This window comes from Cesiribacter sp. SM1 (genome assembly GCF_020178975.1).
GTDB lineage: Bacteria > Bacteroidota > Bacteroidia > Cytophagales > Cyclobacteriaceae > Cesiribacter.
In genome coordinates this window covers 1-19,457 of the sequence record NZ_JAHXBU010000089.1, presented here as the reverse complement: position 1 = coordinate 19,457, position 19,457 = coordinate 1, and the positions used below count along the sequence as shown (strand labels likewise).

At 46.7% G+C, this 19,457-nt stretch carries 18 protein-coding genes and 1 rRNA gene; 15 read left to right on the top strand and 4 right to left on the bottom strand.

The genetic code is table 11. The annotated features are described in order from the left end of the window. Positions 1-25 precede the first annotated feature (25 nt). The 4 genes from KWJ01_RS15255 (at position 26) to KWJ01_RS15240 (ending at position 3,135) form a co-directional block, all read left to right on the top strand. Complete coding sequence (locus tag KWJ01_RS15255) at positions 26-868, top strand: 1,4-dihydroxy-2-naphthoyl-CoA synthase (protein WP_224997514.1); 843 nt, start codon at positions 26-28, stop codon at positions 866-868. A 441-nt stretch (positions 869-1,309) separates the two neighbouring features. Then, complete coding sequence (locus tag KWJ01_RS15250; RefSeq protein ID WP_224997512.1) at positions 1,310-1,483, top strand: hypothetical protein; 174 nt, start codon at positions 1,310-1,312, stop codon at positions 1,481-1,483. Between the two features lie 124 nt (positions 1,484-1,607). Beyond that, positions 1,608-2,696 (top strand): AMP-binding protein, encoded by a 1,089-nt coding sequence (locus KWJ01_RS15245; protein ID WP_224997510.1) that lies wholly within the window; start codon positions 1,608-1,610, stop codon positions 2,694-2,696. Continuing rightward, positions 2,656-3,135, top strand: coding sequence for a DUF2141 domain-containing protein (locus KWJ01_RS15240; protein ID WP_224997508.1), 480 nt, complete (start codon positions 2,656-2,658; stop codon positions 3,133-3,135). Before KWJ01_RS15245 ends, KWJ01_RS15240 begins: the two co-directional genes overlap by 41 nt. Here the strand turns inward: KWJ01_RS15240 and KWJ01_RS15235 are convergent. After that, positions 3,112-3,876 carry a histidine phosphatase family protein gene (locus KWJ01_RS15235; RefSeq protein ID WP_224997507.1) on the bottom strand — a complete coding sequence of 255 codons (765 nt, stop codon included), beginning with the start codon at positions 3,874-3,876 and terminating at the stop codon, positions 3,112-3,114. The genes KWJ01_RS15240 and KWJ01_RS15235 overlap by 24 nt on opposite strands. A 143-nt stretch (positions 3,877-4,019) precedes the next feature. On the opposite strand from KWJ01_RS15235, the gene KWJ01_RS15230 reads away from it, so the two are divergent. After that, positions 4,020-4,823, top strand: coding sequence for a hypothetical protein (locus KWJ01_RS15230; protein ID WP_224997505.1), 804 nt, complete (start codon positions 4,020-4,022; stop codon positions 4,821-4,823). 109 nt (positions 4,824-4,932) lie between these two features. On the opposite strand, the gene KWJ01_RS15225 is transcribed toward KWJ01_RS15230, so the two are convergent. Together KWJ01_RS15225 and KWJ01_RS15220 are read right to left on the bottom strand one after the other, a co-directional pair. Then, positions 4,933-5,784, bottom strand: coding sequence for a LexA family transcriptional regulator (locus tag KWJ01_RS15225; protein ID WP_224997502.1), 852 nt, complete (start codon positions 5,782-5,784; stop codon positions 4,933-4,935). A 143-nt stretch (positions 5,785-5,927) separates the two neighbouring features. Continuing rightward, positions 5,928-6,233 carry a hypothetical protein gene (locus KWJ01_RS15220; RefSeq protein ID WP_224997501.1) on the bottom strand — a complete coding sequence of 102 codons (306 nt, stop codon included), beginning with the start codon at positions 6,231-6,233 and terminating at the stop codon, positions 5,928-5,930. A 155-nt stretch (positions 6,234-6,388) separates the two neighbouring features. Here KWJ01_RS15220 and KWJ01_RS15215 point away from each other — a divergent pair, with 155 nt between their 5' ends. From KWJ01_RS15215 to KWJ01_RS15200, 4 genes are all read left to right on the top strand, one after another. Next, positions 6,389-7,558: a hypothetical protein gene (locus tag KWJ01_RS15215; protein WP_224997499.1), complete on the top strand. Its 1,170-nt coding sequence runs from the start codon at positions 6,389-6,391 to the stop codon at positions 7,556-7,558. 20 nt (positions 7,559-7,578) lie between these two features. After that, positions 7,579-8,502, top strand: a complete 924-nt coding sequence (locus KWJ01_RS15210) for a PfkB family carbohydrate kinase (RefSeq protein WP_224997497.1) — start codon at positions 7,579-7,581, stop codon at positions 8,500-8,502. A gap of 292 nt (positions 8,503-8,794) precedes the next feature. Then, entirely contained in the window at positions 8,795-10,138 is a 1,344-nt protein-coding gene (locus KWJ01_RS15205) for a pitrilysin family protein (protein ID WP_224997495.1), read from the top strand. Positions 10,139-10,151: 13 nt separating this feature from the next. Next, on the top strand, positions 10,152-12,185 hold the full coding sequence (locus KWJ01_RS15200) for a pitrilysin family protein (protein ID WP_224997493.1): 2,034 nt from the start codon (positions 10,152-10,154) through the stop codon (positions 12,183-12,185). 90 nt (positions 12,186-12,275) lie between these two features. Here KWJ01_RS15200 and KWJ01_RS15195 read toward each other — a convergent pair whose 3' ends face one another. Then, on the bottom strand, positions 12,276-13,994 hold the full coding sequence (locus tag KWJ01_RS15195; protein ID WP_224997491.1) for a M61 family metallopeptidase: 1,719 nt from the start codon (positions 13,992-13,994) through the stop codon (positions 12,276-12,278). Between the two features lie 187 nt (positions 13,995-14,181). Here KWJ01_RS15195 and rpmH point away from each other — a divergent pair, with 187 nt between their 5' ends. The 6 genes from rpmH to KWJ01_RS15165 all read left to right on the top strand — a co-directional run. Next, on the top strand, positions 14,182-14,340 hold the full coding sequence (gene rpmH, locus KWJ01_RS15190; RefSeq protein WP_224997489.1) for a 50S ribosomal protein L34: 159 nt from the start codon (positions 14,182-14,184) through the stop codon (positions 14,338-14,340). Positions 14,341-14,428: 88 nt separating this feature from the next. Beyond that, entirely contained in the window at positions 14,429-14,851 is a 423-nt protein-coding gene (locus tag KWJ01_RS15185; protein WP_224997487.1) for a ribonuclease P protein component, read from the top strand. A gap of 11 nt (positions 14,852-14,862) precedes the next feature. After that, on the top strand, positions 14,863-16,521 hold the full coding sequence (locus KWJ01_RS15180) for a S41 family peptidase (protein WP_224997486.1): 1,659 nt from the start codon (positions 14,863-14,865) through the stop codon (positions 16,519-16,521). A gap of 267 nt (positions 16,522-16,788) precedes the next feature. Further along, positions 16,789-17,475, top strand: coding sequence for a tRNA (adenosine(37)-N6)-threonylcarbamoyltransferase complex dimerization subunit type 1 TsaB (gene tsaB / locus KWJ01_RS15175; RefSeq protein WP_224997484.1), 687 nt, complete (start codon positions 16,789-16,791; stop codon positions 17,473-17,475). Next, entirely contained in the window at positions 17,475-18,008 is a 534-nt protein-coding gene (locus tag KWJ01_RS15170; RefSeq protein WP_224997482.1) for a DUF2480 family protein, read from the top strand. Before tsaB ends, KWJ01_RS15170 begins: the two co-directional genes overlap by 1 nt. A 1,372-nt stretch (positions 18,009-19,380) precedes the next feature. Beyond that, a 16S ribosomal RNA gene (locus KWJ01_RS15165) occupies positions 19,381-19,457 on the top strand; the annotation flags it as partial.

Below are 19,457 nucleotides of genomic sequence, written 5' to 3'. Positions count from 1 at the left end.
ATCATTATAATATAAATAAAGAAATATGAGCAAGGCAAATTGGGTAACTGTAAAAGAATATGAGGACATCACCTATAAAAAATCAAACGGTGTTGCCCGTATTGCTTTTAACCGGCCAAACGTACGTAACGCATTTCGTCCTAAAACTGTAGGAGAACTGTTTGAGGCATTTCTGGATGCCCGTGAAGATACATCCATTGGGGTAGTGCTGCTTTCTGCCGAAGGGCCTTCTACTAAGGATGGTGTTTATTCGTTCTGCAGTGGCGGAGATCAGAATGCGCGCGGTCACCAGGGCTATGTAGATGAGGCAGGCATGCCCCGCCTGAATATACTGGAGGTGCAGCGCCTGATACGGTTTATGCCAAAGGTAGTTATTGCCGTGGTGCCTGGCTGGGCAGTAGGTGGCGGGCATAGCCTGCACGTGGTATGCGACCTTACCCTTGCCAGCAAGGAGCATGCTGTTTTTAAGCAAACCGATGCCGATGTAACCAGCTTCGATGGCGGCTACGGCTCGGCTTACCTAGCAAAAATGGTGGGGCAAAAGCGTGCACGTGAAATATTTTTCCTGGGCAGAAACTATTCAGCGCAGGATGCTTATGAGATGGGCATGGTGAATGCTGTGATTCCGCATGAGGAACTGGAAGATACAGCCTACGAATGGGCACAGGAAATTCTGGAGAAATCGCCTACTTCCATAAAGATGCTGAAGTTTGCATTTAATCTCACCGACGATGGCATGGTAGGCCAGCAGATATTTGCCGGCGAAGCTACCCGCCTGACGTATATGACTGATGAAGCCAAGGAAGGAAGAAATGCATTTCTGGAGAAACGGAAGCCGGATTTCAAGGACATTAAGTGGATTCCGTAAACAATTTTTCTGATGCCCCGTTTCTGACACATAGAGTGAGGCCATGCAATAGGTTTAGACTGGTTTAGTCTTGATTCCTTGAACTTTTAGGCTATTAGCGTACTAAAACAGTTGTAAAAAATATTACGTTTGTTGCAGAACCTTACGTCAATATCAGCACAAATAGTCCCTGTGAAAGGGTAGATGCGTAAAAAACTTTAAAAAAATTTTATCTACCTAAAGCGACCTTTGTGTCGCTTTTTTTTATGTTGCTCTAAAAAATTACATGGGTTTATATCGCAAAAACGGCCTTTCCCGATACGAAAACGGTATGTTATGCAAGCAGAGTAATTTATTAATGATAATTTCAAGAACCTTCCTGCAATCGGTAGCGTATAAGGTGTTATATTTGTGTATAATATTACATCGACCTATATGACATTGGCCGAAAAAAAATTAGCAATGTTCCGCCACATCGACACCATGAGTGAGCAGGAAGTGGAGCAGCTTTACCAATCGCTGGTAGGTGTGAAGAAGTCTTCGCCCATGCGCCAGCCAATTAGTTTCCGCGATATTAAGCGCCGGTTCGACGTTGTTGAATCAGCGATGAATGTAAACTCAGTTAGTGTTAGCTGATAAGATTTAACTTGACTTTTTTATTTTTTGGCCGCCTAGCGGCTGTGCTCCATTAATTTTTTTGAGCATTTTGGATTTTGCTTCTTTAGGTGTTGGTTTGAGGACCAACACCTTTTTTTATGCCATGGCTTTTAACTTAATAATCGGCAACGAATCCTTTACTCCTGCACAGCTGCAGCAACAGCATGTAGCAGAACAAGAAATGTGGCAGCCCTATCAGCATGCAGCATTAACCTTTGTGCAGCAATGGCTAAACAACCAGCAGGCATTTACTGTACATACTTCGGGTTCTACAGGCAAGCCCAAGCCTATAGCCGTGTCCCGCAGCAGAATGCAGGCAAGTGCCCGGCTTACGCTGCAGGCGCTCCAGCTTACTGCCGGAACGCCTGCACTTCTTTGTATTAATCCGGCTTACATCGGAGGTAAAATGATGCTGGTGCGTGCAATGGAGGGTGGTTTGCCTATTCGTTTGCTTTCGCCGGAGGCTAACCCTTTAAAGCAGCTGCCAGTTGCTGAACAGCCTCTTTTTACCGCCCTGGTGCCTCTGCAGCTGGAGGCAATTCTGCAGGATATGCCCAGCTTAAAGATTTTAAACCAGATGAAGTCAGCCATTATTGGCGGAGCTGCAGTATCTCCGGCACTGGAAGAAAAGACGCAGCTGGTGCATGCACCTCTGTACAGTACCTATGGCATGACTGAGACAGTGTCGCACATAGCCCTGCGCCAGATCAATGGCCCCGGCCGCAAAGATTATTTTACTGTTTTGCCTGGTATACAGATTAGTACCGATGGGCGTGGCTGCCTGGTTATTAATGGCCCGGTTGTTGAAGAGGAGGTGGTAACCAACGATATAGTGGAGCTGCTTGATGAAAACAGCTTTCGCTGGTTGGGGCGCATTGATAACATTGTTAACACCGGTGGTGTTAAAGTGCAGGCAGAACAGCTTGAGGCAGTGGCAATGGTCTGTCTTAGGGAGCAGGGACATGGCCGGCGGGTGCTGGCAGGTGGGCTTCCCGACGAAAAGCTGGGGCAAAAGGTAGTACTCCTGCTGGAAGGAGAGCCACTGATGGCGGAGTCTGTTGCTGTGTTACTGCAGTGCCTCACTGCCTCGCTGCCAAAATACTGGGCGCCAAAAGAGATCTTATATGTATCAAACTTCGTTGAAAGCGACAATGGAAAAATCAAGAGAAAAGAAACCTGGGCCAGGCTTTAGGGGCTGGCTGGTTGTGCTGGCAGGAATTTTAGTGCTTAGCACTGCTGCTGCATGGCAGAAAAACGAGGCAACACACAGCATCATTGTAAAGGTAGAAGGAGCCCGAAACAATAAAGGAGTGATCAGGCTGGCCTTGTTCAATAAAGGGGAGGGTTTCCCGACCGATGGAAAAAAAGCAATCAGGAATATAACGGTTCCTGCCAGTGAGGGTGCTGTTCAGATGGTAGTAGAAGGCCTGCCTGCCGGGCGTTATGCCATTTCGCTGCTGCACGATGAGAATGAAAACGGAAACCTGGATACAAACGTTGTTGGCTATCCAAAAGAAGGCTATGGGGCATCTAATAACAACCTGCCAACCTTTAGGGCACCAAATTTTGATGAGGCTGCATTCGATCTGAAGTCAGCAAGGCAGGAATTAATTGTCAGACTCCGTTACTAAGTTAGTATCGTTTCTATCCTCCTCTGTATCTATTTTGGCAAGAATGGTGGTGGCAAAGTAATTGTCGCCGCCATCACGCACTACGCGCCAGCCCAGCTCTTCCAGGTTTTTTCTGATGTAGCGGTTCAGAAAGCCATGGGCTACCAGTACAACTTTAGGAATTTCCTCGCTGCTCTCGTCAAGTAGCATGGCTCCTTTACGAGCCCTTTCTTTTGCTTCGCTAAAGCTTTCTATGCCCTCACGGTCCAGGCCCAGCATCCATTTAATGCGCGCGGTGGTGGTCCAGTACTTGAGTGGCAGGCGCATTTTTACCCTGCGTTTGCCAATAATACGCTCAAACTCCCTGAAATCTTCTGTAATAACAATTTCCCTTTCTGCACCAAATAAGTATTTGGCTGTTGCCTGTGCTCTGGGGATGGTGCTTGTAAAAAGTGCAACCTCTTCAGCTTCATTCAGCTTAAAGAAGGGCCTGTCGGGAATAATAATGCCCACGCTATCGTAATTCCTGATAAAACTTTTGGCTTCTTCGTAGGTGAACTGCCCTGTTTTGGTAAGGTCTGGTTCTCCATGGCGGATCAGTGCTATTTGCCTGACCTGCGCATTTTCAGGCAGCAGGTTCTTGTTCGGCTCTACAAAATGTAGCTCCTGGGCAACAGGTACGCCATTGGCAGTAACGAAATCTGCGTTTCTGTTCAGCTCTTTATATTTAATTTCCAGGTTATTTAATATTTGTTCCTGCATGTCTTTTTCCTGGCAACTCGCTGTTGTAAAAGCTACCAGAACTAAAAAAATAAGTGTATAAAACAATCTGTTCATATATAATGATACTATAGAAGCGCCGTTCGGGTTTCTCTGAAAGTAGAAATGTGTAACTTGCAGCCTATATGAGTGTAGCTTTAGAATCAGTCCATAAACTGGATATTTTTTACGATGCAGGCGAAAATGTGCCGCCTCCCTATCATTATGCCTACCATCTTGAGTTAACGCTTAAACCCTCAGGTTTGGATGCTAATTTTGACCTGCGTTACCTGAACCGCGAAGAGCTTACTGAAGAGGAGATTCTGGAAGAAGGATTTACCCTTCAGGATGACTGGAGCTGGAGTGGCAGCTTGCCCCAACTTTGGCTGGAGGCCCTGCAGGAGCAAATGACAAAGAGTATTTGGCCCAACAAGCCTAAGGAGGCCAGAGAGGGAGAGGCTGTGCTGGAAATTCAGTTGCTTAGCCAGCCCGGAGAAGTGCTGTTTGCCGGCAGACCCGCCGATGTACCCAGCTGGGAGTATTTTTTGCAGGAAATCATGCAGGCTATTTATGAGGTGGCACAAAAGGAAGCTCCTTTTGCTTTGCACTACCTGGAGATTGATGATAGTAACATTGAGATTTGGCTGAATGCAAGCTTTGCCGAAAGAAAAGCCAGTGCACGTCAGGTAGGGATGGAAGGACCTGGCTCGGAGAGCACCCGGGAGTTGAGCTGGCCAGCCCTGAAAAAATTGCTCAAGACTGTGTACATGCCCGATTATGATTATGATAATGCCTCGGACTTTCCGCCAACGGAACCTGGCAGGCATGTCAGTACCGGAGAAGGGGTATGGTTTACTTTTGGAGAAAGCTTGTTGGAGCCTGGTGCTAACACAAACAGCCTGGACAGGCTGGAAGCAGCGCTCAAAGAAATTTTTACAGACCAGAAATAAGTACGTCGGCACAGATTCTGTCGTCATTCCTATAAAAAATAAACAGCCGCTCACAAAATGCAGAGCGGCTGTATTATTGAATATAGTAATCAAACAATCAAATAAAATTCTATTTCTCCTTGAGCTTAATCACCTCGTTTTGAAGCTCCAGTACCAGGCCTGCCAGCTTCTCCAGCGACATATCCGGCTTAGTAGATGATTTTAGGTTGCCTGTGCCCGGTGCTGTGCTTTGTATTGCAGCTGTGGCGGGCTCAGGGAATTGCATGCTAATGAAGGCTTTTGCTTCCCAGATCTCCAGTATGTCTGCCAGCTCTACCTCAAAAGGAGCGTAGGCTGTGTTGTCTGATACCATCAGCAGGCTGTTGTCCTTACCATTTTTGTAGGCTCTTTTATAAACAACCCCTTCTTTGGCAGTTACAAAGATGTAAGTTTTGCCCTCGCGTATATCCCTGGCGCTCTCTACATACTGGCCAATGATGATAGTGCCTGAAGGGAGTGGCAGCATGCTGTCGCCACTGATCTCAAATGCGCGGTAGGTGCCGGTTTGCGGTAGTAAAGGTAGCTGAAAGCGTGGCAACTCCTCCAGGTATTCAGGATCGGCAAAGCCATTGAGATAACCGGCAGCCGCCTTTTGTGGCACCAGTTCTATATTTTCCCGGTTTTGCTGATCTACCGTTATCGATAGGATCTTTAGTTTTTCCTTACCATTGCCGGTCTCTTTTTTCATGAGCTTCTGAATATCCTCGCGGCTCATGCGGGTAAGGTCGCGGGTAAGGAGCATGTCTACCGTTACACCAAACTCGGTAGCAATATTCTGAAGGTTGTTAAGGCGCGGATCTGCCCGTCCCTCTTCGTATGCGCCCAGCAGGGAGCGCTTAATGCCAATACGCTCCGCAAATTGCTCTTGTGTAAAGCCCATTTGCTTGCGCAGGGTACGTATGTTTGTGCTTACTATGCTCATGCTTGCAGGGTTTTATGATGGAGGACTAGTATTTTTAGTATGCTACCCCTCTGATCCCTATAACGACTGCAAGATAAGAAAAATTAGCAAAATGCTAAAAATATTGTGATGGGTTATTAGTGACTAATTTTATTAGTATGCTGTTAGCTTTCGAAGAAAATAAAGCCACTGCCATTTTCCCGGTCAGAGATGCAGTAAAAGCTGCTAAGGTGCATAGCGCCATGCTGCTGCATGAGTAGCATGCGCTGCCTGATGATTTGTGCCACCTCCCGTAAACTAAGGCTCGGATCTACCAGCATATGACCGCGGGTAGGCTTGTTGCTGTCTTTGTGCTGAGCTAAAAATTTAACCTGGCAACGACGCTCACTTAAGCGGTGGCTGGTAAGCTTCAGTTTTATGGCACTGCTTAAAGCAGCACTGGCAGAAGTTAGGGTAGATGCGGTGGCCATTGCTATTATATTTAGTTTATGTTGCTGATAAAATTAGTATTAATAATTTTATTAGCAAAACGAAAACTAAAACTTTTGTCACAGAGGTAATGCTTTGCTCTGGTTTGTCTATTCTTAACAGAAAACCTTATTTTAGCAGCAGTTAATATCAGGATATGCAGTTACTGGAGGTGGGTGATGAGAAAACCCGCAGAGAATTCTTAGAATTGCCTGTAAGGCTTTATAAGAACGAGAAAAATTGGATCAGACCCCTGGATCAGGATATAGAAAGTGTTTTTGATCCGAAGAAGAATAAGCTTTTCCGCCATGGAGAGGCTGTTCGCTGGATTTTAAAAGATAGTAGTGGTACTACCATAGGCAGAGTGGCCGCTTTCATCAATCAGAAAACATCCCGGAAAGAAGACCAACCCACGGGTGGACTGGGTTTTTTTGATTGTACCAACGATCAGAATGCTGCAAACTTACTACTGGATGCCTGCAAAAGCTGGCTGCAGGAGCGGGGTATGGAAGCCATGGATGGCTCTATTAATTTTGGCGACCGCGACCGCTGGTGGGGCATACTGGCCGAGGGTTTCGACCTGGAACCTAACTACTGCATGCACTATAACTTTCCTTATTATACAGCGCTTTTCGAGAATTATGGTTTCCAGCTCTACTTTAAGCAGTTTACCTACGGCCGCAGGGTAAAGGAGGGGGGTGTGAGCGAGAAAATACAGGCCCGGGCAGAGCGGCTGCTTGCAGAACCAAAATATGAATTCAGGCATGCAGAGATGAAAAACATGGACAAGTATGCCGAGGATTTCAGAACCATTTACAACAAAGCCTGGGTAAAGCACAAAGGTGTAGGTGAAATGAGCAAAGCACAGGTTGATGGTATATTTAAAAAGCTAAAGCCTGTAATGGATCCAAAAATCATGATGTTTGGGTATTATGAGGGCGAGCCAATAGCATTCTTCCTGAACCTGCCGGAGCTGAACCAGATTTTTAAGCATGTGAATGGCAATTTAAACTGGTGGGGCAAACTTCTTTTTGTTTACCATAAATGGCGCGGAACCTGTAAAAAAATGCTGGGCCTTGTGTTTGGGGTGGTGCCGGCCCACCAGGGAAAAGGAATTGAGTCGGCTATGGCCATTGCAACCAGCCGCTATGTATGGAGCAGCAAATCGCCCTATCTTGATTTTGAAATGAACTGGATTGGTGATTTTAACCCTAAAATGATGCGTATTGCTGAAGAAGTAGGTGGTAAAGTTTACAAGGTGCACCACACCTACCGCTACCTGTTCGACCGTAGTAAACCATTCAACCGTTGTCCGATTATACATTAAACTAAATCTAGATTTACAATATGAGCTTATTAGTTGTTGGGTCGGTGGCTTTTGATGCCCTGGAGACTCCATTCGGTAAAACCGACAAAATCATTGGGGGCTCTGGTACCTATATATCCATGGCAGCGTCTTACTTCACCAAAAAAACCAACCTGGTGGCTGTTGTAGGCGGCGATTTCCGTAAAACCGATATTGAAATGATGCAGCAGCATGGGATCAATACCGAAGGTCTTCAGATAAAAGAAAACGAAAAGAGCTTTTTCTGGAGTGGGCGATACCATAGCGATATGAACAGCCGCGATACCCTGGTAACAGAGCTTAATGTGTTGGGCAGCTTTGATCCTTTGATCCCCGACAGCTACCAGAACTGCCAGTACCTGATGCTGGGCAATCTGGCACCGGCGGTACAGCGCACCGTGATTGAGCGCATGAAAAAACGCCCCAAGCTCATTATGATGGACACCATGAACTTCTGGATGGATGTGGCATGGGATGACCTGATGGATACCATCAGTATGGTGGATGTGCTTTCTATCAACGATGGAGAAGCCCGGCAGCTAAGCAAGGAGTATTCGCTGGTGAAAGCCGCCAAGAAAATACTGGCCATGGGCCCCAAAAAGCTCATCATTAAAAAAGGCGAGCATGGTGCCCTGCTGTTTGACCAGGACCAGATCTTTTTTGCACCTGCGCTGCCGCTGGAAGATGTGTTTGACCCTACCGGTGCCGGTGATACCTTTGCCGGAGGCTTTATTGGCTACCTTTCTTCTACCAATGATGTAAGCTTTGATAACATGAAGCGGGCAATCATCTACGGCTCTGCCATGGCTTCTTACTGTGTAGAAAAGTTTGGCGTGGAGCGTCTGGTAAACCTTAAGCAATCTGATATTGATGAGCGGGTGCAGGAATTTGTAGACCTGGTTCAGTTCGAAATTTCTTACGCATAAGGTGTATAATACTTATACATGTGCATAATACTTATACATGGGTGCACACTGCTTGTGCATGAGCGCATAAGGTTTGTACATACGTATGAGTACCTGATGAGTAAAGCTGCCCCCGGGCAGCTTTTTTGATTTATGAAGCTAACCAATGCCTTGCTCCGTTCATGGCTCAAAATCGCCACTTGTGTAGTTTTTGTTTAATCTCAGCTTGTGCCTTTTGAGCCGGATGAGCGGTTCAGGTATATTTGATAGTTAAAATTTTATGTAATCCGCGTTTGAACATCACACTAATCTTATGAAGAAAAGCTCCTTTTTGCTGTTGTGCCTGCTGGTAGCCAGTATGGTGCATGCGCAAAATAAAAAGATTGAGTTTGTAGAATATGATATGCCCAATGGCCTTCATGTTATTCTGCACGAGGATCATTCCACTCCCATTGTTGCTGTAACTGTTATGTACCATGTAGGCTCCAAGAATGAGGAGGAGGGACGTAGCGGCTTTGCCCACTTTTTTGAACACCTCCTGTTTGAGGGAACAGAAAATGTAGACAGAGGTGAATTTATGGGCATTGTAAAGGCTGCCGGCGGCGCACTTAACGCCAACACAACTCAGGACCGTACCTTCTATTACCAGATACTGCCCTCTAACCAGCTGGAGCTGGGGCTTTACCTGGAGTCGGAGCGCATGCTGCATGCCAAAATAGATTCTGCCGGGGTAGAAACACAGCGCGAAGTGGTAAAGGAAGAGAAGCGCCAGCGCATCGACAACGTACCTTATATGTCGTTCCAGGAAAACATCTTTAAGCGTGCCTTTCAGAAGCACCCTTACCGCTGGACTCCAATTGGCTCAATGGAAGACCTGAACGCTGCCAAGCTCGAAGAGTTTATGCAGTTTTACAAAGAGCACTATGTGCCAAATAATGCAGTGCTATCCATTGCCGGCGATATTGATGTGGCGCAAACCCGCGAGCTCATCAATAAGTACTTCAGTGAAATACCTAAGGGAGGTACGCCTTACCGCCCAAATATAGAAGAGCCCGCGCTTACGGCTGAGGTGCGCGATACCATCTATGATAACATTCAGCTGCCTGCTGTTTTTCAGGCATACCGCATGCCTGGCCAGGGTACCGATGATTATTATGCCCTGAACATGCTTACCACTTTGTTAAGTGGCGGACCAAGCGCCCGTATGCAAAAACAGCTGGTAGATAAAGAACAAAAAGCACTGCAGGTGGTGGCCTTTCCTTATGCACTGGAAGACCACGGCCTGTTCATTACCCTGGGCCTGGTGAACATGGGCGTAGAGCTGTCGGAGCTGGAAAAAGCCATGAACCGGGAAATTGAGAAAGTTCAGCAGGAGCTGATTACAGACCAGGAGTACCAGAAGGTGCTCAACCAGATAGAAAGCAATTTTGTGACCAGCAACTCTAAAGTAGCCGGTATTGCAGAAAGTCTGGCAGACTATCATATGTACTTTGGCGATGCAAACCTCATCAATACTGAAATTGAGCGCTTCCGCAGGGTTACCAAAGAAGACATTCGCCGGGTGGCACAAAAGTACCTGGACCCCAACAAGAGGGTAGTGCTTCATTACCTGCCAAAATCTGCAGCCCCTGCAGCAGAAAACCAATCATCAAACTAAGCCCATTATCCAGATGAGATCAATAAAACATATAGCACTTTTTGCCTGTATGCTGTTTGCACTTGGGGCCACAGCACAGGTAGATCGCAGCCAGCTGCCAAAGCCTGGTCCTGCACCCGAAATTAAACTGGGAACCTACGAATCTTTTGAGCTTAAAAACGGCCTGAAGGTATTTGTGGTGCGGAATACCAAATTGCCTCAGGTAAGCTACAGCCTGCTGATTGACCGCGACCCTATTGTAGAAGGCGATAAGGCAGGTTACGTTTCTATTGCCGGCGACCTGCTGCGCAGTGGTACTACCAACCGTACCAAAGACCAGCTCGATGAGGAGGTTGACTTTATTGGTGCTGGCCTTTCTACCAGCTCTACCGGGGTTTATGGTTCTGCGCTAAGCCGCCACAAAGACAAGCTGATGGCCCTGATGGCCGATGTGGTGCTGAACCCGGCTTTTCCGCAGGAGGAGTTCGATAAACTGGTAAAACAAAATAAATCCGGCCTGGCTGCCCAAAAAGATGATCCGCAGTACATTGCCAGCAGCGTACAGGCTAAATTACTGTATGGTGCCGATCATCCTTATGGAGAGCTGATGTCAGAAGCAACCCTGGATAATGTAAAGCTCCAGGACGTACAGCAGTACTACAACACCTACTTTAAGCCAAATACTGCTTACCTGGCCATCGTTGGTGATATTACCAAAAAAGAAGCACAGCAGCTTGTAAAAAAATACTTCAGCAACTGGCAGAAGGGCCAGGTGCCAACGCATACTTATCCAGCTCCGCAGCCGCTGCAGAAGCCTGTGGTAGCTGTGGTTGACCGTTCCAATTCGGTACAGTCGGTGGTGCAAATTGCACACCCGGTTGCGCTCAAACCCGGCGATGCAGATGTGATCCCAGCCCGCCTGATGAACGACATCCTGGGTGGTGGCGATGCCCGCCTCTTTAATAATTTAAGAGAGGCCAAAGGTTATACCTACGGTGCCTATTCTTCGCTGGACTCTGATGAACTCATCGGTAAGTTTGTGGCTTACGCCAATGTTCGCAATGCTGTAACAGATAGTGCCGTATATGAATTCATGAATGAGCTTAAGCGCATTCGTACCGAAGCCGTACCGCAGGATGAGCTGGAAAAGGCTAAAAACTTTTTAACCGGCAGCTTTGCCCGCTCGCTGGAGAGCCCGCAGACCATAGCCAGCTTTGCCCTCAACACCGCCCGATATAACCTGGATAAGAACTACTATCGTGATTACCTCAAAAAAGTAGCTGCCGTAACCCCGGCAGACCTGCAGCGTGTTGCGCAAACTTACGTGCAGCCCGATAATGCTTATATTTTGGTAGTAGGCAATGCCGATGAGGTAGCAGAAGGACTGGCACAATTTGGTGAAGTAAAACACTACACTGCCGAGGGAGAGCCCGCCAAAGAACTTGCCGCCGGAGAAGCAAACGCCCGGGAGATCATTGGCAAGTACATTCAGGCCATTGGTGGAGAAGAACGTTTAAATGCTGTTAACGACATGCGCATGGTGATGAAGCTAAGCATCAACGGCATGGAAATTACCAACACCCAGCTGAAGAAGCTACCCGGCAGCTACCTGAATGAAACAACCATGAACGGACAGGTGCTATCTAAAATAGTTTACGATGGCGGCAAAGCTTTTATGGTGATGGGAGGACAGCGCCAGGACCTGCCCGAGCAGCAGGCAGCTGCCCTGAAGGCATCGGCACATCCTTTCCCGGAGCTTATGTACACGCAGGAAGGCATTAGTGCAGAGGTGAAAGGGCTGGAGACTGTAGAAGGCAAAGAAGCATATAAAGTGGTAGTGAGCAATGGCAGCGGACCAGCTACTACAGAATATTTTGCAAAAGACAGCGGCCTGAAGCTTAAAACGGAAAGCCCTACAGGTACCATCATCTACAAATCGTACGAAGAAAAAGACGGAATCAAATTTCCGAAGCAAATTTCTCTGATCACGCCGCAGGGAACCCTGGAGGGAGAGGTAGTAAGCATAGAGCTGAACCCCGGCCTGAAGGATACTGCCTTTGCGCAATAGAGCAGGGAACGAAATTTTGTAGTCTAATATTGAAAGAAGCACCTGCCCGCTTAGCGGAACAGCTGCTTCTTTTTTATTGCTAAAGCCACTTTACTGCCATAGCCAGGCCTGTCTGCTTTGCAGTTGTTCGGGGCTGGGGTTAGGCAGGGGCAGTATCTTCAATTCTGTTTTATAAGAACTTTCACCAGCGGCCAGCTCTACCGTGCGCAGGGTGTGGTTGCGAAAAAAGCTTATGACCACCTTATCCTGCCCGGCCAGCAGTTCTTCCAGGTTATTAAGCTGAATGCGCCTGCCGTTAATGGCCACCAGCTCGTCGCCGCGGCTGAGGTGTTTTTCGGCCGGGCTGCCTGGGGCTACATCCTGTATGGAGATCACGTTTCCTTCTTTTTCGCCTACTTTAAATCCATAGAGCCTTTGTGTACTGCTGCGGGCTGGCTGCTGGCGCAGGCTTAGTCCTACCCACTCCAGCAACTCGGGTAAGTGATTTTCCAGCGGCTCCAGGCCCTCCACATATAAGCGGAAATACTCATCCATAGGCTGGCCGGCTACCCGTTCCACAATCTTCTTATAATCTTCGTAGGTATATCCTTTTTGCTTCAGGGCAAATTCCTGCATCAGCAGCTGCATTACATTATCGAGCGAGCGCTCGTTGTTGGTGAGCTTGCGCAGCTGCAGGTCCAGCAGCAGGGCTACCAGGGAGCCTTTTACATAAATAGATACCTTGCGGTTGGGTATGCCGGGGCTGTAGCCGTCCAGCCATAAATCAAACCCGCTATCGATAAGCGAATGATTAAAACGGCCGCCGTTGCTCACATGCCGCTGCAGGCTGCGGTTCAGTTCTACCAGGTATTCATCCAGGTCAAATACTCCGCCTCTTGCTAAAAACAGGTCGCCATAGTAGGTAGTAACACCCTCGGCCACAAAGCCGGTCGTAAAGTAATTTTCCTTGGTAAAGTCATAAGGCATCATCTCGGCCGGGCGTATGCGAATAATATTCCAGACGTGGTAAAGTTCATGCGAGCTGATGCCCAGCAGGTTTTTGTACAGGTCGGGGAGGTGAAGCTCGTTAGAGGGGCCCAGGGTAACAACAGTACTGGCGCCATGCTCTACACCATGATAAGCTTTGTAGGGCAGAAACTGGAACAGGAAGTGATATTCAGGAGCAGGGAAGCCCTGCATGGTTTTTATTTGTACTTCGCTAAAACGGCGAAACGCCTCCTGGGTAAGGGGCCAGTTAAGGGAGCCACTATCGCCCATGGCCCAGAGGTGAAAGATAGTATCTCCTGCCAGGTAAGAGTGCTGCTGCAGCCGGTTGCTGGCAATCATGGGGCTGTCTACCAGCTCGTAGTAGTCACTGGCCTCCAGCGTGTGCTGCGCTACCTGCTTCAGGCTGCAGGCTATTCTGTAATCATGGGGCAGTTGCAGATGCACCTCACAAGGCTGGTTCAGGCGCCCTTCGGCATACAACATGCAATTAATAAAATTGATGTAAAGCTGTTCTTCGTCCAGGTAGGTACCCCCGGCGTCCATCTGGTTGCCGTAGTAAGTATATTTTACCTGTAGCTCGCCTATTCCTTTGGTTACTACTTCCCAGCGGTCTTTAGATACTTTTTTGTGTGGCACCATGCCTCCCTGCATATCCTGTATGTTAAATCTTTGAATATTTTTGGCAAAATTGCCAAGCTCGTAGCGGCCGGGGCGCCAGCTGGGTAGCTGCAGGTAGGTAATATCTTTGTTTATATCCCGAAGGTAAAGCGTGATATGAATAAAGTGATGCTGCGGATATTGATAAGAGATATAATATTTCATATGGCAGGAATTCCCTAGTCTGAACCTTAGAATGCAATAAAAGTTGCTTTTGTACAAATATAGGCCCTTTCACTTTTGCACAAAGCATAGAAGTAAGGTTAAGAATGCTTAAGAGAAAAAAGGATTGTTTTTGTAAGTATTAAAAAAAATTATTAGTTTTGCAGCCCATTAGTAACCGAACCGCATCATGAAAAGAACATTCCAACCATCACAGCGCAAAAGAAGAAACAAGCATGGTTTCCGCGCCAGAATGGCATCGGCATCGGGTAGAGCAGTGCTCGCTAGCAGAAGATCAAAAGGCCGGAAGAAACTTACAGTTTCTGATGAGAAAAGACATAAACGCTAAAAGCATAGCAGCGTAACAGTTGCATTTTCCTTTCTAGGGTTTTTGGAATTACAGCGCTCTCGGGCGCTTATTTTCTTTTTAGGGGGTTGTGAACCAGAGTTTACCCAAACATGAGCGCCTTTGCCGCCGCATAGCCATACGCATGCTCTTTGAAAAAGGCATGTCCCATAAGGCCTACCCTTTAAAAATGATATACCTGCCGCTTTCTGAAGCAGAAGCCATGCAGGCTGTAAAACCTTCTGAAGCAACAGGGCTGCAGCACCCGCCACGGGCCCAGGTGCTTTTTACTGTTCCCAAGCGAAATTTTAAAAGAGCAGTAGACAGAAACAGGATAAAACGTTGCCTGCGGGAAGTTTACCGCCTGAATAAAAGCCTGCTCAACGATAGCCAGGTTTATTTTTTGATCGGCTTTGTGTACATTGGACGAGAAGAAGTGCCTTTCCGGCAACTTGAAGCCAAACTAATTTTTTGTCTTCAGCGTTTACAAGAGGTACAACAACCCCTTTTCTAATAGCCGGCTTTATGAAAAAAATAGTTTCCCGCGCTGCCATCATTGTTTTTCTGCTTGGTACAGCTTTTGGTCTTTTTTCCTATTCAGATCCAGGTGAGCGTTATTTCGCCATCGTTAAAAACCTCGACATTTTTGCTACCCTCTTCAAAGAGGTCAATACTTACTATGTAGATGAGGTAAATCCTAATGAGTTAATGAAGGTAGGCATCGATGCCATGCTTGCATCATTAGATCCTTATACCAATTATATACCAGAAGATCAGATTGAAGATTTTCGTACCATGACAACCGGCGAATATGGGGGTATTGGTGCTTCAGTTGGGGTGCGGAACGGTCTTAATACAGTGTTGATGCCCTACGAGGGCTATCCTGCCCACAAGCAGGGCCTGCGCATTGGTGATGTGATTCTGAAAATAGACAACATTGATGTAACAGGTAAAGACACAGACGAAATCAGTCGTTTATTAAAGGGGCAGGCAAATACAAAAGTTGATCTTACCATAAAACGTTTCGGTGCCAAAGAACCTATGCAGGTAACCCTGGTGCGGGAGCATATTACTGTTAATAACGTACCCTACTTTGGTATGGTGGGTAAAGATGTTGGCTATATCAAGCTTTCTGATTTTACCACAGGAGCTGCACGTGAGGTGCGCCAGGCCGTAGAGAGCCTTAAAAAAGAAGGTGCTACCAAACTTGTGCTTGATTTACGTGATAATCCAGGGGGCTTGTTGATTGAGGCAGTGAATATTGCTAACCTTTTTATACCTAAAGGCGCGGAAGTAGTAAGTACCAAAGGCAAAATGCGTGAGTCTAACCAGACTTACCATGCGCTTGATCAGCCCCTTGACCTAACTACACCAATGGCCGTGCTGGTAAGTAGCCGCAGCGCCTCTGCTGCAGAAATTGTAGCCGGTGTACTGCAGGATTACGACAGAGCCGTTGTAGTAGGTAATAAAACCTTTGGCAAGGGCTTGGTACAAACTACCCGTCCGTTATCCTACAACAGCCAGTTAAAAGTTACTACAGCCAAATATTACATTCCAAGTGGCCGCTGCATTCAGGCTATCGATTATAGTCACCGCAACCTCGATGGCTCTGCAGATAAAGTACCGGATTCATTAAGAATTAAATTCCTGACTAAAAATGGCCGCCCTGTGTATGACGGCAATGGCATTGAGCCAGACCTGAAGGTTAGCCCGGAATCCCTGGCGCCAATATCTGTAGCCTTGTTGTCTAACGGCTTAATATTTGATTACGCCACCGAATACCATGGCCGCACTGAAAAGATTCCGTCTGCAGCACAGTTCACCATAACAGATGGTGATTACGAAAAATTTGTAAAGTGGCTGTCAACGAAAAAGTACGATTACACAACCAAGGTAGAGGAAACAATTGAGGAACTGGAGGCAGTAGCCAAAGACGAAAAGTCTTACAATTCTATCAAGCCAAAGCTTGATGCACTGCGGCAGCAGTTTGCACATGACAAAACCAAAGATCTCCAGGAGTTTAAAGACGAGATCAAGGAACTGCTGAAGCGTGAAATTGTAAGCCGCTACTACCTGTTCAATGGTGCACTTCAGGCATCCTTCAATACCGACCAGGATATGCTGAAGGCCCAGGAGGTGTTACAAACACCACAGCAGTACGGCAAGCTCCTGGGTAGAAATTAATGTTGTTGTCTCTGTTCGTATCAGCCATAAAACCAGCAAAGTATTTTGTAGGCTCAATGGCAGCTAACGGGCGGAGACAATAGCTTTTCTGTACTGGCAGTTGCGCTACCGGAATACAATGGCATTAGGGGCGAAAGGATTGTTCTCTTTTCAGACCGGTATTGATTGTACGTGTTCTTGTACTTAGCTGTGTAGTCAGGTGTATTTTTGGATCTTAATAGTATTGTAAAGAGGGCTGATTTTTGTTCCTCTGGCAGTAACCACATCATGGCATATATTCTAAGCATCGAAACAGCCACTAAGGTATGTTCTGTGGCCCTCCACCAGGATGGTGTATTGGTGGTTAGCCAGCATTTGCACATAGACAAATCCCACAGTGGTTTATTAACAGTGTTGATACATAACAGTCTGCAGTATGCGGGCATTGCCATGTCAGATATTGCTGCAGTTGCAGTATCGGCAGGACCAGGTTCTTATACCGGACTGCGCATTGGTACCTCTACGGCTAAAGGCTTATGCTATGCTCTGGAAGTACCACTCATTGCTGTAAATACGCTGGAGGCGATGGCACATGAGGTAGCAACATATGCACCGGCAAATGCATTACTTTGCCCTATGATTGATGCCCGCCGTATGGAAGTCTATTGTATGTTGCAGAATAAGCAGGGTGAGATTATAGAACCACAAACACCCAAAGTAATCGATGCGCACTCATTCGAAGAAGAGCTACAGCAGCAGATAATTTATTTTTTCGGAGATGGCGCAGCGAAATGTAAGGAGGTGCTGGGGTACCAGCCCAATGCGCATTTTGTGTCGGGTGTAGTTCCGTCTGCGGTACCTGTTGGTGCGCTTGCACACCAGCGGTGGGAACAGCAGCAATTTGAAGACCTGGCATATTTTGAGCCGGTTTACTTAAAAGAGTTTCAGGGTACTAAACCTAAAACATTGGTGTGATGAATCAGACACAAGAACCGATCATAAACAGGGTTGCTCAAAGCTCCCTGGTATCCATAGACCTGGAGCAGTATTATCCCGAAGGTGAGCGTGTGTTGCTCGATATCAGGGATGTATTGTTTCAGGGCCTAATTTTGCGTGAGAAGGATTTCAGGCAGTGGGTAAAAGAACAGGACTGGCAGCAGTACGAGGGGAAGTATGTGGCAGTTACCTGTTCTGCAGATGCTGTTGTACCCGTGTGGGCCTATATGCTGATTGCAACAGTTCTGGAGCCTTATGCAAAATTCTTTATATTTGGAAATGCGCAGGAGCTGGAAGACATTCTCTATCAGCAGGCGCTCGGGCATATAAATCCTGAAGATTTTCGTGATGCAAAAGTAGTGGTAAAAGGCTGTAGTAATAAGCCGGTGCCGATATCTGCCTATGTGGAACTTACCCGAAAGCTACGCCCTTTTGTGTCCAGCATTATGTATGGAGAGCCATGCAGTACGGTTCCCCTTTACAAGAAGCCACGGCAGCAGAATTTATTTTAAAAACATATTTCCAAAAGGGGTTGATTTATCCAGATCAACCCCTTTATATTTGCACCCCACTAAGACGGCAGGTCTGGGTGAAAGAATGGTTGAATAGCTAAAATTATTCGGGTAGCGGTAAAGATTTTTCTTTCAACCTGCTTGAAAATGATCTGGCGCCTCCGTTACCTTTGTCTTCCCGCTGCACTAAAAAAGCTTAGGCAGGAGGGGAACTAAAGAGTTATCGGCCACGGTTAAGACTCTTGCGTTCCTCTTAAAAGGAGAGGGTAGGGAGCCGGGAGAGCAAGAATAAATTCTCACCTCCGGGAACTCACAGCATCTTCAGAAAGTTATACTACACCAGGCTAAAAGAAGTCTGAAGCAGTGTAAGGCCTTAGGAAAAGACAAGAAAATGTCTAATTCTAAGGAACTATCAGAAGCCTTGGATCAGTTATGGATAAGCGCCCCGGGCAAAAGAGCTAAGGGCAAAAGATTGAAGCATTGAAAGAGTGAAGCAAAGAGCCGCACCGGCAGGAGCGCTTTGGCAGATTCAGCTTAGAAGCAGCAGAGATATTAGTCTTTGATAAATTTAAGGAAGATCCGAAAAAGTTTAGCCAAAGCCGGAACTTTAGCATAGGGAGCAGAGGTTAACACTCTTGCCGCCTTAGCCAGGCGCCTTATGTAAAAGTGCTGAAAGCGCAAGCAGAAGAGCTTGAAAAAAGGAGTAGAAAAAACTTCAAATATTTTCAGCTTCGCCACTTGCAAAGAGCAAAAAAGCTCCTACCTTTGCACTCCCCTTACGGCAGCAGGCTGGGGGAAATAAAAAGAAAGCGGTCGCAGGACCAGGTATTGAAAGACTGAAAGCGAACAAGGAGCAAGGGATGTTTACCTTAGCATAAGGATGAAGATCACGAGCAGTTAAGCTAAACGAAAGGAGAGGGAAGAGGTTAAAAATTTCTGAAAATTTTCTCTGGAAAAAGCTTGACATAGGAGGTGAAACTTACTTAACTTTGCACTCGCTTTTGGAAAAAGAGCAGCCCAGGCAAACGAGCCGAGGCGATAGAAAGAGATAGAAACATAGCTACTATAATAGATAGTAACTACAGGAGAGGAAGCCTATTGAGTTGAGAAGACTCAAGAGAGGGAATCTAAAAAGTTCTTTGAATAGATGTTTTGACAGCAAACCGCTTAGTGAAGACTTTGGTCTTATTTACTGATGAGAATCAGCAGTAGGAACAAACTTCGTTAAGACACTTTGAGAGTTTCGGGATGCAAATGACACATTGTGTTCTATAACCTGGTGTAGAGATAACAGTTAAAGTTTAGGCTTTAATTGGTCTTGTTGATATCGGGTACAGAATGCACATCAGTTTAACTGATGTAAAGCACATATACAATGGAGAGTTTGATCCTGGCTCAGGATGAACGCTAGCGGCGGGCCTAATACATGCAAGTCGAGCGGCAAGTTTC

Excerpts from the sequence above, each read along its gene's own strand:
- KWJ01_RS15255 (WP_224997514.1), top strand. The coding sequence starts at position 26 with ATGAGCAAGGCAAATTGGGTAACTGTAAAAGAATATGAGGACATCACC.
- KWJ01_RS15250 (WP_224997512.1), top strand. The coding sequence starts at position 1,310 with ATGTTCCGCCACATCGACACCATGAGTGAGCAGGAAGTGGAGCAGCTT.
- KWJ01_RS15245 (WP_224997510.1), top strand. The coding sequence starts at position 1,608 with ATGGCTTTTAACTTAATAATCGGCAACGAATCCTTTACTCCTGCACAG.
- KWJ01_RS15240 (WP_224997508.1), top strand. The coding sequence starts at position 2,656 with ATGGAAAAATCAAGAGAAAAGAAACCTGGGCCAGGCTTTAGGGGCTGG.
- KWJ01_RS15235 (WP_224997507.1), bottom strand. The coding sequence starts at position 3,876 with ATGCAGGAACAAATATTAAATAACCTGGAAATTAAATATAAAGAGCTG.
- KWJ01_RS15230 (WP_224997505.1), top strand. The coding sequence starts at position 4,020 with ATGAGTGTAGCTTTAGAATCAGTCCATAAACTGGATATTTTTTACGAT.
- KWJ01_RS15225 (WP_224997502.1), bottom strand. The coding sequence starts at position 5,784 with ATGAGCATAGTAAGCACAAACATACGTACCCTGCGCAAGCAAATGGGC.
- KWJ01_RS15220 (WP_224997501.1), bottom strand. The coding sequence starts at position 6,233 with ATGGCCACCGCATCTACCCTAACTTCTGCCAGTGCTGCTTTAAGCAGT.
- KWJ01_RS15215 (WP_224997499.1), top strand. The coding sequence starts at position 6,389 with ATGCAGTTACTGGAGGTGGGTGATGAGAAAACCCGCAGAGAATTCTTA.
- KWJ01_RS15210 (WP_224997497.1), top strand. The coding sequence starts at position 7,579 with ATGAGCTTATTAGTTGTTGGGTCGGTGGCTTTTGATGCCCTGGAGACT.
- KWJ01_RS15205 (WP_224997495.1), top strand. The coding sequence starts at position 8,795 with ATGAAGAAAAGCTCCTTTTTGCTGTTGTGCCTGCTGGTAGCCAGTATG.
- KWJ01_RS15200 (WP_224997493.1), top strand. The coding sequence starts at position 10,152 with ATGAGATCAATAAAACATATAGCACTTTTTGCCTGTATGCTGTTTGCA.
- KWJ01_RS15195 (WP_224997491.1), bottom strand. The coding sequence starts at position 13,994 with ATGAAATATTATATCTCTTATCAATATCCGCAGCATCACTTTATTCAT.
- rpmH (WP_224997489.1), top strand. The coding sequence starts at position 14,182 with ATGAAAAGAACATTCCAACCATCACAGCGCAAAAGAAGAAACAAGCAT.
- KWJ01_RS15180 (WP_224997486.1), top strand. The coding sequence starts at position 14,863 with ATGAAAAAAATAGTTTCCCGCGCTGCCATCATTGTTTTTCTGCTTGGT.
- tsaB (WP_224997484.1), top strand. The coding sequence starts at position 16,789 with ATGGCATATATTCTAAGCATCGAAACAGCCACTAAGGTATGTTCTGTG.
- KWJ01_RS15170 (WP_224997482.1), top strand. The coding sequence starts at position 17,475 with ATGAATCAGACACAAGAACCGATCATAAACAGGGTTGCTCAAAGCTCC.